Origin of the sequence: Bacillus marasmi, assembly GCF_902168435.1 — a bacterium.
Lineage (GTDB): Bacteria > Bacillota > Bacilli > Bacillales > Cytobacillaceae > Bacillus_BU > Bacillus_BU marasmi.
Window position 1 is genome coordinate 65,199 of record NZ_LR656174.1, and the last position, 14,172, is coordinate 79,370.

Genomic DNA, 14,172 nt, shown 5'->3' on the forward strand with positions numbered 1-14,172 from the left:
TCCTAAAAATCAAAATTAATTAAATATTCGGTTTTCTTATTATAGCAAAATCCTCACACTTTCCGCTTATTTTTTTACCAGTAAAGTTATGATCGTATTAAAATTGATTTTTTTACTATGAGGAGAGTATAAATGTAATTAATTTCGATTGGATTTTTTTTGTGATTTTTTCATATGTACTGAGTAATCTTCAAATGAAACGGAGATTCCTTACTCAAATTGGAAGCCATGTCCTCATTATCGCTGTAGCATCAGGCTGTACAGCCTCAAATGATTCCAAATCTCCCTCACATCAACAAAAAGAAACGGATGTCACTTCTACTAATTTATCAGAAGAGGTTCCTTCCCCGCAACAAAAAGTGGAAAACGAGGAAAATCCCAGTAATCGAGAATAGGCCACAGTTCTAGCAAGGCTATAATTCGGAAGGAACAAAACAAGACCCATCTGCAAATAAACCAAACACAAATGGGTCCTTCAATGGCAACTTATTTTTTTAAGAGATCATAGAGACTCAGAGCAACAATTTTTGTTGCTTTAAGGAGATCATCTATTTTCACATGTTCGTCAGCACGATGTCCGTTCGCCTCCAGTAATGTTTTGGGACCTGCACCGAATAATAAAACCGGTATACCTGCCTCATAAAAATGACGAGCATCGGTATAAAGAGGAGAACCATGAATTTTCAAATCTCCTCCCATTACTATATTCCAGTTTCGTTTTAAAGCCTGAACAATTTGAAGAGTTTCAGGAATAGGTCCGAAACTTTTTGCAAGTAGAATTTGTTTCATTTCCACTTCAATTCCAGCGAAACCTTCAACCACCCCAGAAATTAATGAAAGAAGCTCATTTTCAATCATCTCAGGATTCTCCTCTGGTATAAGACGGCGGTCGAGGCGGATTGTACATTCATCCGGAACCACATTCGTATTAATCCCACCATGTATACTGCCAACCACTAAAGTCGGTGAGTCAATACCAGGTACAGTTGATTTTTTCTGATGTAGCTTTTTCCTGTAGGTATATAGCCTTTCAAGAACTGCGGTCATTGCTTCAAGAGCATCATCTCCATATTGTGGTTCAGCAGCATGGGCTTGCTTACCGGTAATTTTGACTTCCAAATGGAGGCACCCATTATGAGCATTTACGGCTGAATAAGTAAATCCCGGACAGATAGCCATATCAGGATTAATAATATTTCTATCAAGTAACCATTTTGGCCCTATTTCACCACCTGTTTCCTCATCAAATGTAAACGCCAGCGAAATTTTACCTGATAAATCTTCACCTACCTCACGAAGCGCTAATGCAGCAAAAGTGTATGTGGCAATGTCCGATTTTGACACAGCCGCACCTCGACCGTATAGCTTTCCATCGATAATTTCACCACCATATGGATCATGCGTCCAGCCGGCTCCTGGTGGGACTACGTCACCATGTGAATTCAAGGTAATTTCTATTCCTCGATTGCCGGAGAAATTCTCATAAGCGATGACATTTGCAGCTTTTTTCATCCCTACATTTGTTAAATCCTGATCGGACACTTCATAAAATTTCACTGAATCAAATTGAAACTCTGTTAATTTACTTTTTACATGCTCAGCAATCTTCAGACAATCACCCGGAGGATTATCAGAAGGGATAGCAACAAGCTCTTGCAAAAATTGAACAAGCTCCTTTTGGCGTTCATCGATTATCGTCAATAGCCTTTGTTTCGCCCGATTTGCCTGCACTTCTGTATCACTCCCTCTCCACCTCGTTAACCGACACATCATTCGCAATCATCCAAACAGCATCTAGCAATATTTTTGCACTAATCTCGATATCAGCAGGTGTAACAAATTCATTCGGATGATGACTTATCCCTTCCCTACATCTAACAAAAATCATCCCAACATTGGTTAATTCAGCCATTATCATCGCATCATGGCCTGCACCACTCATCAATTGATGAGGGTTAATCCCATTGATAAGCATCGCTGTATCTATGCAATCGATTATCTTTCTTGAACAAGAGACAGGGGCTATCTCCAATATCTTCTCAAACTGACAAGTAAGATTTCGGCGTTTGACCATTTTATTTACATCAGCAAAAAGCTTGGTTAGGTACTCTGACTTACGTTTTACTTCCGTATCACGCACATCTAGCGTTCCTTTTACGATTCCCGGTATGACATTACTTGTTCCAGGCCCTACGACAAGTTTTCCGACAGTTGCCACAAGCGGAGAATACTGTTTAGCCATTTCTTCAATTTTCACCAATATTTCCGCTGCACCAGATAAGGCGTCCTGGCGTTTTTTCATCGGAACTGTTCCTGCATGCCCCGCTTTCCCTTTAATAGTAAATGTATAGCGTGACACACCGGCAATTCCAGAAACACTTCCACATGGTTGTTTGATATATTCCAAAACGGGTCCCTGTTCAATATGCAACTCCAAATATGCTAATATGGAGCCAGCTTGACGTTTTGCATATTGATAGCATTCCGGAATTAATCCGTTTTCCATCATCGCTTGTGCGACTGAAATCCCGTGATCATCGCACTTTGTTAAATCATCTGCTGTTAAAGCTCCAACCATCGCTCGACTTCCAAGGAAAGTTGTGTGAAATCTTGTTCCTTCCTCATCACAAAAGCAGACTACCTCCAGCGGATGTTCAGGAATTTGTTTTGACTCATGTAATACATGAATTACTTCAATCGCTGAAATGACTCCCAGTGTACCATCATATTTCCCACCATTAATGACCGTATCTATGTGTGAACCCATCATTAGCACAGGCATGTTGGGATCTTTACCTTCAAATCGTCCAATGACATTATTCATTGCATCTTTGCGAACTGCCATTCCCGCTTCTTGCATCCATTGAATCACTAATTTTTCAGCTTGTTCGCTTTGCTCGGTAAAAGACCTCCGCGTGACACCGTTTGATGATTCAGTACAAAGCGCAAGTCGCTCAAGACGTTCAAGGATCCTAGTTATGTTTATTTTGTTCACAAAAGCCCTCCTCTTTGCCGAATATATCGCAGCTTTCATTCAGATAAACGCAATGACCAGCTACAAATGTGGCAAGTATTTGGCCTCGAAACTTTTTACCGAGATACGGACTATGCGGATGCCGATAATAAAGGTCTTTCTTTTCTAAAATGAAGCTCTTTTGTATATCAATTATGGTAAAATCAGCATCACTACCTATTTTCAAGCTACCCTTCCTCGGGTATAATCCAAATATTTTCGCAGGATTTGTAGATGCAAGCCTTCCGATTACAGCCAAAGATATGTTCCGTTTCCAATATCCCTCTTCCAGTAATACATTTATCATGGTTTGCGCACCTGAAATGCCCCCCCAAGCTTCAAACAGATTGCCCTGCTTCATTGCAATTGGGGCTGGAGAATGGTCTGAACCGATAACATCAATGCAACCAGCCTTCAACATCGTCCATAGAAGTTCCACCTCGTTCTCTTCTCTTAATGGAGGAGCACATTTAGCAATTGGACCTAATTTTGTTAAATCATCAACGGTTAATGATAGATAATGAGGACAGGTTTCCACGGTAATGTTGATTCCATCTTGTTTGGCTTGTTGAATCATTTCCACGACACGACTGCTGCTGGCATGCACAATGTGAATTTTACAGCCTGTTAATTTCGCCAAATCAATTACCTTTTGAACAGCCTCGAGCTCAGAAGCAACTGGTCTAGATTCTTGGAAATCCTTTCCGCTAAAACGTCCTTCTGCTTTTATTTTCTCTGTTAATGGAAGATTGATATGATCACTTTCTGCGTGAAGCGCTAGTACCATATCTAATTTTGCGATTTGTTCCATTCCCACTCTTAAGGTGTAATCATCAACTGCTTGAAAATCTTTGATTCCGCTCTCAGACATAAACGCCTTAAATCCTACCACTCCGCATTCCTTTAAACGGGCTAAATACTTAACATTTCCAGGAACTAAACCACCCCAAAGCTTGAAGTTAATGAGCGATTTTTTTTTCGATAAGCGATTCTTCTTCAAAAAAGACCGTTCGTTAATCGTAGGAGGGTTGCTATTTAAAGGCATATCAAAATACGTTGTAACTCCACCAGCCGCTAGGCTTTTACTCCCCGTTAATATACCTTCCCATTCCGTTCTTCCTGGTTCATTGAGATGGACATGAGTATCGATTAGTCCTGGAAATATATAGAGATTGGAGATATCGAAGTATTTTTTTGCGCTTAGCTTCGAAAGGCAGGGAGTAAGTTGAACTATTTTTCCGTCTGATACAGCAAGGTCAGCCTTTATGACTTCATCCTCACAAACAATAAGGCCATTTTTAAAAAGAACATCATATGTTTCCATGTTATGATCAACCTCTTCCATCATTAAATTTGATTAATTAAGGAAGATGTTTACGATTATCCCCTCAGCTACCTCTGTAAGTTTGATAGCCCCAAGGTGAAATTAACAGAGGAATATGATAGTGCTTTACTTCACTGTTTATGGAGAAACGAACAGGAATTTTATTGAAAAATATTGGTTCCGAAACTGGAGTTCCCATCATTAAAAAATAAGTCCCAACGTGGAATACCAATTCATATTCACCAGATTTGATTTCCGAAAGGAGGCCAGATTCAATTCGTCCCTCTTCATTTGTAAATGCGGTTGACACAATTACTCTTTCATCCGGTGAAACATGAATTTCCGCTAACTCTACCTTGATGTTCTTTGCAGGAATTCCATTGGTCAAATCGAGAACATGTGTCGTTAAACCGATTTTCATTAATAACCTAGCCTCCGTGTCCAGCAGATTTTTCTTTTTCTAAATCGTTTCGATATACAGTGAATCTCTGAAAGCCATATGGGGGGCGAGGCTCTGTATAGACCTTTCCTTCAGAATTTGGAATTTCTTCAACAACTGTTTCCCAAGTGCGGTTTTGTGATTCGAACCCTACCTCACAAAGCTGTGGAAATCTTTCTAATACCTTCAAACCAATGTGATAGATTAATTGTTGAATGGACTTGGTATTTAATTCATGAAAAACAGCAGAAGCGATATCACTTACTTGCTCCGCCAAAACATATCTGACTGGAGTTTCATCGATTCCTACCTCGGCATCTTCATATTTCCAATTAATATTTAAATATATAAATAAAGGTCGATTGGAATCCTCTGGTAGGGTTGTATATTCATCGCGAACAAAGCCTACAAATGAATTACCACTAATTTTTATTAATTGGAGATCTTTAATTCCGCTTTGATGCTCGATAAGTTTTATTCCATTTCCATTTCGAGCAATTTCAACATTTGCAAATGGTGTCTCATTTCGTGATTTCCTAAAAACGAGCGAACTGACCCTGCGTTGATGCTTCTCAATGCAATTAGTAGGCAAAAATGGGAGTTCGTCTGCATAAATTTTCACACTTTCCATCTGAGGATATGTGATGAGAAATTGCTTAGCCACATAATACAAAAAGCCATCCGTTGTATTACCTTTATACTTAGCGAAATGACGTTGGATAAAGTTTTTCATAGAATCCGTTGCAACAACCAAACTGTTGTCACCTTCAGTAAAGGAAGTAAGAAACTGCTGACCACCAATCGCAACATGGACTTTTAATCCCCAAATCGTATGATCCTTCTGACTGATATCAGACTCTGGTATTTGTTTAACTCCGACGATTGGAGCACCATGCGTTCGATATGCAAACACTTCTCCTTTTCCGTAATACATCGTGCGATTTGTCATATTCACCGCTTCCTTTCATTTAAATCTGGTAATCCCGATAAATAGCATTCAACGATTTTTTTCTTGCTTACTTTGAAATTCGTTTTAATAATCTCTTAATTGAATGATTTGCTTCCCGTAAAATCAAACCTTTATCCATCGTTTTGATTCGACGATTTTCCATAACGATTTTTCCATCAATGATTGTCGTCTCCACGTCCGCACTAGACGCTGAATATACAAGCCGGGCATATGGGTCAACTCCAATGGACGGATACGTATGGAAATCTTCAAGATTTAAGATTGCTATGTCTGCTTTCTTCCCAACCTCCAAGCTCCCAATCTGATTTTGCAAGCCCATCGCCTCTGCGCCACCAATCGTCGCCATACGAAAAACGGTGTAGGCATTCATCGAAGTAGGCCCATGAATGTTTTTTTGGATGGTTGAAGCTAGTCTCATTTCTTTAAACATATCAAGATTGTTATTACATGGTGCACCATCTGCACCAAGACTGATTGAGATTTTCCGGTTCATTAAATCCGGAATTTCAGCAATACCAGATGCTAATTTTAAATTAGAGCCTGGACAATGACTCACCTTAATCCCACGCTCTTTAATGATTCTTTTTTCCTCATCATTTAACCAAACACAATGAGCGAGAATAAGCCGTGAGTTAGCAAGCCCGATATGGTCAAGATAGACGATATTACGCATGCCCCGCTCCTGTTCAACGATTTTTATTTCCTCTAAACTTTCAGAAGCATGTGTATGGACATTGACTTCATAGTGGTTGGAAAGGTCACGAACTTCTGTTAGTAGCTCCTCTGTGCAGGATATGACAAACCGCGGACAAAATGCATATTGAATTCGACCATGATCATAATTGTGCCATTTCTCGAGCAAATCAACACTTTGTTGAAGTGATTCATTCGTACTTTCTAATAAACGTAGCGGAACATCTCTTCCTTTATCCATCATGACTTTTCCAGAAATAGCCCGAATTCCACTCTTTGCCATTGCCATGAAAGCTGCGTCTGCATAGTTGACAGTTTCCATATCAACAATTGAGGTCGTCCCACTCTGAATCAATTCTCCGATTCCGAGCATGGCAGAATAATAGATTGATTCTTGATCGTGAGAGGCTTCTAGAGGCCATATTTTTTGTTTTAACCAATCCAATAATTCCAAGTCATCTGCCTGGCCCCTAAATAAGGTTTGGCATAAATGAATATGAGTTTGGATAAATCCAGGTATGATAATCTTGGATGATCCATCAATCAGTTTATCGACCCCTTGTGTTGTTATATCCGATCCGATTTCACTAATTACATCATTCTCAATTAATAAATCTCCATTTACAATTTCATTTTTGGGATTCATCGTAATGATTTGAGCATTCTTTATGAGAATTTTCACCATGACCCCCGCCTCTTTTCTATAAACATATGAACTAATTACCCGCTTGTATTCCTATATGCTGAAAGGTTTGGACATTGAATAAACCCAAATCTGTCAGCTTTAGTTGTGGAATAACTGGTAATGCCAAAAAGGAAAGGGTTAAAAATGGATTAAATAGATTTGATGCACCTAAGGATATTAATGCTTGATTGATTTTAGATAATTGTTGAAACACAGTTTTATAGTCTAGTTCTGATAGTATTCCTCCTATTGCTAATGGAAGCTGCGCTAAGATTTGATTATCACAAACAACAATGAGACCACCACCAATGTTTGTTATGCTATCGATTGCAAACATGATATCATCGTCATTGGTCCCTGTTACAATTAAATTATGGGAATCATGGGCAATTGTAGTCGCTATGGCACCCTTTTTTAACCTTAATCCTTTGACAATCCCAAGACCGATATTTCCCGTTAGCTTATGCCTTTCAATAACAGCCATTTTTAATTGGTCCTTTTGTAAAGATGGGATAAAATACCCATCCTCAACTTCAACCTCCTCAATAACATGCTTTGTAACAAGACTGTTAGGAATTATTTCAATAATATTTGCCTGCGTTTTATTCGTTAAAGGGATTTTCAAATTCCGTTTTGAAAATTGATTGATTCTGACGCTATTTCCTAACATATTTGTTTGCTTTGAAACAATCTCAGTCGTCAGTTTTCCTGTTTCTACGACTAATTTTCCACCGCTAAAAACCTTGTTGATTTTTATCTTCTCTAAATCATCCAAAATAAGAATATCCGCATCATATCCGGGTGCAATTGCACCTTTTCCAACCAAGCCATAACATTCGGCAGCATTTAGTGATGCCATTGTTATCGCGGTAATCGAATCGATTCCGTATTCAATGGCTAGTCGTACATGATGGTCAATACTACCTTCTTCAATGAGATCATCAATATGTTTATCGTCTGTGCCAAAAAGGCAACGTCTTGCGTTACGTTCGGTGACAATTGATATGAGATTAGGCAAATCCTTTGCCACTGACCCCTGACGAATAATTAAATACATACCTTTCTGTAGTCGTTCCTTTGCCTCACTTGCAGTTACTGCTTCATGATCTGTCTTTATGCCAACAGATGTATAAACATCAATCGCATGATTATGCAATCCAGCAGCATGTCCATCAATCTTCTTTCCAAAGTGATGAGCACTGCTTATTTTATCCAACATTTGTTGTTTACCATGGAGCACTGAAGGATAATCCATTACTTCCCCTAGTCCTAATACACGAGGATGCTGGTAAAATGGTGCTAAGTCATCCGCTAATAAATGGGCTCCAGCATTTTCAAATGGTGTCGCAGGTACGCAGGAGGGCAACATAAAAAATACATGTAAAGGCAGATTGTCAGAGGTATCAAGCATAAAGCGAATCCCCTCAACACCTGATACGTTTGCAATTTCGTGAGGATCTGCAATGATGGTTGTGACACCATGAGGGAGGACAACTTTGGCAAATTCAGATGGGGTAACCATCGAAGATTCTATGTGGACATGACCATCAATAAATGCTGGACAAATATACTGATTTTTCGCATCTATTACTGTTTTACCTTCATATTGACCTATTCCAACAATACAGCCATTAACAATGGCTACATCCGCTTGGAGGATTTCCTGATTAAAAACATCTACTACATATCCATTTTTAATCACTAAATCTGCTTCAACGCGCTTAGCTGCCACATTAATTCGCTTTTTTATTGATTCGTTACTTAACGCCAAATTAATCTCCTCCTCACCATCCAAAAAAACTTCTTATTCTTTTATATTTAACAATAAAAAAAAAAGCACCAATCGGCGCTTTTTTTTTTGAATCTACTTTATTTATTTAGCATTTCAAATACTTGTTCAACATCTTTATCGCCTCGACCAGAAACATTAACAATAATAATTTGGTCGTTTGTCATCGTTGGTGCGAGTTTCATCGCATATGCAACAGCGTGTGAGCTCTCTAAGGCAGGAATTATTCCTTCAAGCTTTGATAAAACTTGGAATCCATTTAGAGCTTCATCACCAGTTACTGAAACATATTCTGCACGTGAAATGGTTTTTAAGTAGCTGTGTTCCGGACCAGCTCCTGGATAATCAAGACCTGCTGCAACTGAATAGGTTGGCATCGGATTACCTTCCTCATCCTGAAGTACAAGGCATTTAAAACCGTGTAATTCCCCTGGAGTACCTTTTGTTAAGGTAGCTGCTTCGGATGGCTCAACACCAATTAAGCGAACTCCTTGATCAGGAATATATTCTGCAAATGCACCAATAGCATTACTTCCACCACCAACACATGCTAAAACAGCGTCAGGAAGTCTTCCTTCTTTTTCGAGAATTTGCTTTCTACTCTCTTTACTAATTACTGATTGAAAATGCTTTACCATTGATGGGAATGGGTGTGGTCCGACTGCAGAACCTAATAAATAGAAGGTATTTCGATAATTTCCCACCAAATCAGCAAACGCTTCATCAACTGCATCCTTAAGTCGAGCTTGTCCCTTCGTAACAGAGACTACTTTTGCACCCAGTAATTCCATTCGGAACACGTTTAAAGCTTGGCGTTTAATATCCTCAGCACCCATGTAAATCGTACAGTCCATCCCAAACATCGCACAAGCAGTTGCTGTTGCAACACCATGCTGACCAGCACCAGTTTCAGCAATTACCCGTTTTGCACCCATGCGCTTGGCTAGTAAGATTTGTCCTAAAACATTATTAATTTTGTGTGAACCAGTGTGGTTCAAATCTTCACGTTTTAAATAAATCTTTGCTCCCCCTAATTCGTTGGTTAGGCGCTCAGCAAAATAAAGCGGACTCTCTCTACCGACATATTCCCTAAAATAGTAAGAAAGCTCCTCGTTAAAATCCGGATCATCTTTATACTTCAAAAACTCCTGTTCTAGAATGTTTAATACGTTTTGGAGCTCAGCTGGAACAAAGCTTCCCCCAAATTCCCCAAAATATCCTACTTTATCTTGGCTAACTTGACTCATCTATACTCATCTCCTTAATATTGAACAAATATCCTAAAAAATTATACCACTACTTTTAATTTTTATTCAACTTTATATTCTGATTATTCTATATTCAAACAGTTTACTATTAAAACTTATTGTGTTGTTCCCGCAATACTTGATCGATTTTTTGATCAAGTATTTGTAGGCTTTTTAAAGCACGATCCTGGTCAATTTGACGATAATGGTGAAGACCTCCGGGTTCTTCATCCATTTCATCTGCTTGCTTTATAATCGCTTGCATTTTCGTTCTTACAACCTCTCCTCCAGGTAGAAACGAATCTGTGTGAAAAAGAATGGCTAAAGAAATTTGCTTAGCCTTAACCGGGTTTTCACCACACCGGATTAATAGTTTGTGGGCCCTTTCGGCACCTTTGATGGCATGAATATCATTTTTTCGATATAATTCATAATCCCATTTTCCATCCTTATACCAAGTATAGTGACCAATATCATGAAGAAAACCAGCTTTTGCAGCAATATCGACATCTTCGTTTGCTTGTCTAGCCAGTTCAAAAGCATGATAGGATACCGAAATCGCATGGACTAAGCCTGATCGAGTAATGTACTTTTGTGCAATGTGATGCATAAAAAGGTCTGCTAATTTCACATCTCTCATGTTTTCACTTCCTCATCTTGATTTATTCTAAGTATTATAAATAAATAAAATACATTTGGAAAAAAGGATAAATTTTTATAATTTTAACAAATTTTAAGGTTTTTTCAACTATTTCGTATTACCTAATTGTTTTGTTTCATTATATATATGAATTACTGTTATTTTGGTTAATTAATATCAATTAATCTTACCTGTGATTTCTGATCCAAGCGATTCTTTACCTAATACAAAAAACCCTTTGGCTTTTACCAAAGGGTTTTTGTATTAACATCTTAGGGGACCCAACCATAAACATCAGTGTATTCTAATTTAAAAACACTTTAAATGTTTTCTTCGTTATAGAAGAACTTCATTCAATAGAATTACTGATGCGTGTTTGTTCCGATTGAGGAATTCAATGACTAGTTTCTTCACACTAGTATTTTGTTCCCGACAAACACTATTTTTTCGATTCATTAATCGAAGACTCGCTTATTCTTCTGCTTTATTTCATTTTAGTACCGGTTCTTGAATGGTGTAATGATGAAATTAACATTACTAATAATGGTGCTTTAGTAATTTCATTTCTTAGTAGGCAGTTTTTACATCACTTCTGATAAACTTCTACTCTCTAAATCATTGCCCTAGCTTTTCAACAACTATTCACCGATATCATTGTTGTTTCATTTCTTCATCACACTTTTCTAATCCGTTTCTTACAAAGAATTTCTTTACACTCTTTGTTTGATGGATTGTTTCAGAAATCGTGTTTCTGGTAGAAAACTTCTATTCTACGTATTTTCTAATTCATAGGTAGAATTTCTTTTTTCATCCAGTCGATGTTGATAATGAAAATGGTTAGGTTAAAGATTCATTGAATTTCATTTACTTAAGTGAAAAAATGATCTCTGCCACTTTCATTGACCACTAAGACTATGGCCTTACTTTGAAACTAGCTATTGATAAGAATAAGTTACTCGTTCACTTTACGGAACGAACACTCAAATGGCTGAGTCTCCTAAGATGTTAAGTTGCTTTGTTTCTTTCTATGGTTTAAATATATCATAAATTCTGAACAATGAATCTGCCAATTGTGACATTTCGTTGAACGTTTCAAACTGTTTTGAATTTTCTGCAATTTACTAACACCTTCACCTTTATTCTGTTTTTTATATTGTTTAAGGTACCTAATATCCTTATGAAAAAAGACATAGGTTTTTATCCTATGTCTTTAGGTAAACGCTTTAATGATTTAGTCCACTAACAACGATTGTAATACTCCAGCATTCCATATTAAGCATGTCATTGAATTTTATCGTTGATACTCTTAATTCGTTGAAATCAGGTGGCATTTTTATACCTTGTTGGATCAGATAATTTAGAAGCTGATTTTGCTGCATTTCTTCTATTCCTAGCGACGGGATAAAATAGGTAATGAAGGTATACTCGTCCTCTTTCCATACCTGAGTTATTATCGGTCGTCCATCTTTTAGATATTCTGTATTTTCCATAATGGTGTTGGAATTATCAAATTCGTCAGCCTTGTTAAGGATTGGGACCTTGAATTTTAAGCTTCCCTGCATATCACAAACCTCCCATTCTCCAATTCTTGATTAGCATATCTTATTGTTTTAGTCTATTTTCAATTTTCTATTATGTACAATTATACATGGTCAGTCTTATTGTATAATAATTTTATAATTACAAAGAATATCAAAATTGAATTTTTTAGGAAGATTTCATTAACATAACATCAAAAAGGACAAAGAGACGAGTCTCAATGTCCTTCTGTTATAGTTTGATTATTAATCAGTTTAGTTTTCTTTTACTTCAGTAACCCAGTTGAACGGATCTTCAACTGTGCCATTTTGGATACCAGTTAATGTATCGTAAAGTTGTTGAGATAACTTTCCTGTTTCACCATTATTTATCACAATTTTTTCGCCATGCCAGAAAAGTTCTCCAACTGGAGAAATGACAGCAGCTGTACCGGTACCAAATACTTCTTCTAACTGTCCATCCTTATAAGCTGCATATACTTCATCCATAGAAATTCTACGTTCAGACACAGGAACATTCCAGTGCTTTAACAATTCAAGAATGGAGCTACGAGTAATTCCTTCTAGGATACTACCGCTTAATTCAGGCGTAACTACCTCTCCATTGATTTTAAAGAAGATGTTCATACTACCAACTTCTTCAATATATTTCTTTTCTTTCCCATCAAGCCATAAAACTTGTGAATAACCTTTTTCATTTGCAACCTCTTGAGCTTTAAGGCTGGCAGCATAGTTTCCACCAGTTTTAGCTGTTCCAGTACCACCCTTAACGGTTCTCGCAAATTCTTCTTCAACAGCAATTTTTACTGGCGCAATTCCTTCTTTATAATAGGCACCTACAGGTGACATGATAATCATAAACTTGTATTGAGTTGATGCACTTACACCAAGGTATGGTTGAGTTGAAATGATAAATGGACGAATATATAACGAAGTGCCTTCTACATCTGGAATCCATTCTCGATCAATCCATACTAATTGCTTTAAGCCTTCTAAAACTAATTCCTCGTCTACATGCGGAATACAAAGTCGATCATTTGATTGATTGAGACGTCTGAAATTCCGTTCAGGTCTGAACAATAAAATCTTACCTTCTTTTGTTCGGTAAGCCTTTAAACCTTCAAAAACAGTTTGTCCGTAATGAAACACCACCGATGAAGGGTCCAATGAAATAGGTTGATACGGTAAAATTTTTGGTGTATGCCAACCTTCTCCATCTTTGTAATCCATCATAAGCATATGATCTGTGAATACTTTACCAAATGACAAATTTGAAAAATCCGGTTTTTCTTTTTTGGTTGTTGTTAATTCAATTTCAATTGCTTTCTTGCCGTCCATTTTTGACTATCTCCTTATATAAAAGTTTTGGTTAAAACTTTCAAAAATGAAAATCTATAAATGCTATTTTACCGCTAATGATATCCTACAACAACATTATTACGAAATTTTTTTGAAAATTTAGTTTATGCTATTCTATAGATTGCTCTTTCTCTTTGATGTCTTTCCCAAAATCTCCATTAAACTTATCAAGCAAAATCGCTGTATCAATTAGATGGTTATTAAAAATTTGCCGAACAATATTTAACAAGTCCATGATCATCGGGTCTCGTAATGAATAAAGTACCCGATTACCATCTTTCGTACCTGTTACAATATTCTTATTACGCAAAACACTCAATTGCTGAGATACAGAGCTACCCTCTGCTCCAATAATCGTTAGCAACTCGTTAACGTTTTTATCCCCCTCGCTAAGTAGCTCAAGAATTCTGATTCTTAAAGGGTGAGCGAGTGCCTTAAAGAAATCCGCTTTAAATTGCTGTAATTGTAAATCCAT

General features: G+C 37.4%; 12 protein-coding genes and 1 pseudogene. 1 reads left to right on the forward strand and 12 read right to left on the reverse strand.

The window, feature by feature from the left end; translation table 11 throughout:
• Positions 1-194: 194 nt before the first annotated feature.
• Positions 195-395 (forward strand): hypothetical protein, encoded by a 201-nt coding sequence (locus tag FXW34_RS15020; RefSeq protein ID WP_147534823.1) that lies wholly within the window; start codon positions 195-197, stop codon positions 393-395.
• Between the two features lie 91 nt (positions 396-486).
• On the opposite strand, the gene FXW34_RS15025 is transcribed toward FXW34_RS15020, so the two are convergent.
• From FXW34_RS15025 to FXW34_RS15080, 12 genes and pseudogenes are all read right to left on the reverse strand, one after another.
• Positions 487-1,731 (reverse strand): ArgE/DapE family deacylase, encoded by a 1,245-nt coding sequence (locus FXW34_RS15025; RefSeq protein WP_246141082.1) that lies wholly within the window; start codon positions 1,729-1,731, stop codon positions 487-489.
• Between the two features lie 7 nt (positions 1,732-1,738).
• Positions 1,739-2,995: a Zn-dependent hydrolase gene (locus FXW34_RS15030; RefSeq protein ID WP_246141084.1), complete on the reverse strand. Its 1,257-nt coding sequence runs from the start codon at positions 2,993-2,995 to the stop codon at positions 1,739-1,741.
• Positions 2,973-4,337, reverse strand: coding sequence for an allantoinase AllB (allB, locus tag FXW34_RS15035; RefSeq protein WP_147534825.1), 1,365 nt, complete (start codon positions 4,335-4,337; stop codon positions 2,973-2,975). Before allB ends, FXW34_RS15030 begins: the two co-directional genes overlap by 23 nt.
• 64 nt (positions 4,338-4,401) lie before the next feature.
• Entirely contained in the window at positions 4,402-4,758 is a 357-nt protein-coding gene (gene uraH, locus FXW34_RS15040) for a hydroxyisourate hydrolase (RefSeq protein ID WP_147534826.1), read from the reverse strand.
• A 7-nt stretch (positions 4,759-4,765) separates the two neighbouring features.
• Positions 4,766-5,716: pseudogene (gene pucL / locus FXW34_RS15045) on the reverse strand (factor-independent urate hydroxylase); the annotation flags it as partial.
• Positions 5,717-5,792: 76 nt separating this feature from the next.
• Positions 5,793-7,124 (reverse strand): 5'-deoxyadenosine deaminase, encoded by a 1,332-nt coding sequence (locus FXW34_RS15050; protein WP_147534828.1) that lies wholly within the window; start codon positions 7,122-7,124, stop codon positions 5,793-5,795.
• Positions 7,125-7,155: 31 nt separating this feature from the next.
• A complete protein-coding gene (gene ade, locus FXW34_RS15055) occupies positions 7,156-8,895 on the reverse strand; it encodes an adenine deaminase (protein WP_147534829.1) in 1,740 nt (579 codons plus the stop codon).
• A gap of 98 nt (positions 8,896-8,993) precedes the next feature.
• On the reverse strand, positions 8,994-10,160 hold the full coding sequence (gene trpB, locus FXW34_RS15060; protein WP_147534830.1) for a tryptophan synthase subunit beta: 1,167 nt from the start codon (positions 10,158-10,160) through the stop codon (positions 8,994-8,996).
• Between the two features lie 109 nt (positions 10,161-10,269).
• Positions 10,270-10,800, reverse strand: a complete 531-nt coding sequence (locus tag FXW34_RS15065; RefSeq protein ID WP_147534831.1) for an HD domain-containing protein — start codon at positions 10,798-10,800, stop codon at positions 10,270-10,272.
• Positions 10,801-12,023: 1,223 nt separating this feature from the next.
• Positions 12,024-12,362, reverse strand: coding sequence for a hypothetical protein (locus FXW34_RS15070; protein WP_147534832.1), 339 nt, complete (start codon positions 12,360-12,362; stop codon positions 12,024-12,026).
• 231 nt (positions 12,363-12,593) lie between these two features.
• Positions 12,594-13,676 carry a branched-chain amino acid aminotransferase gene (locus tag FXW34_RS15075; protein WP_147534833.1) on the reverse strand — a complete coding sequence of 361 codons (1,083 nt, stop codon included), beginning with the start codon at positions 13,674-13,676 and terminating at the stop codon, positions 12,594-12,596.
• A 130-nt stretch (positions 13,677-13,806) separates the two neighbouring features.
• Positions 13,807-14,172: an ArsR/SmtB family transcription factor gene (locus tag FXW34_RS15080; protein WP_147534834.1), complete on the reverse strand. Its 366-nt coding sequence runs from the start codon at positions 14,170-14,172 to the stop codon at positions 13,807-13,809.

Coding starts and splice junctions, on each gene's coding strand:
- FXW34_RS15050 (WP_147534828.1), bottom strand. CDS start 7,124: ATGGTGAAAATTCTCATAAAGAATGCTCAAATCATTACGATGAATCCC.
- allB (WP_147534825.1), bottom strand. CDS start 4,337: ATGGAAACATATGATGTTCTTTTTAAAAATGGCCTTATTGTTTGTGAG.
- FXW34_RS15075 (WP_147534833.1), bottom strand. CDS start 13,676: ATGGACGGCAAGAAAGCAATTGAAATTGAATTAACAACAACCAAAAAA.
- FXW34_RS15020 (WP_147534823.1), top strand. CDS start 195: ATGAAACGGAGATTCCTTACTCAAATTGGAAGCCATGTCCTCATTATC.
- FXW34_RS15070 (WP_147534832.1), bottom strand. CDS start 12,362: ATGCAGGGAAGCTTAAAATTCAAGGTCCCAATCCTTAACAAGGCTGAC.
- FXW34_RS15065 (WP_147534831.1), bottom strand. CDS start 10,800: ATGAGAGATGTGAAATTAGCAGACCTTTTTATGCATCACATTGCACAA.
- uraH (WP_147534826.1), bottom strand. CDS start 4,758: ATGAAAATCGGTTTAACGACACATGTTCTCGATTTGACCAATGGAATT.
- trpB (WP_147534830.1), bottom strand. CDS start 10,160: ATGAGTCAAGTTAGCCAAGATAAAGTAGGATATTTTGGGGAATTTGGG.
- FXW34_RS15080 (WP_147534834.1), bottom strand. CDS start 14,172: ATGGATTTACAATTACAGCAATTTAAAGCGGATTTCTTTAAGGCACTC.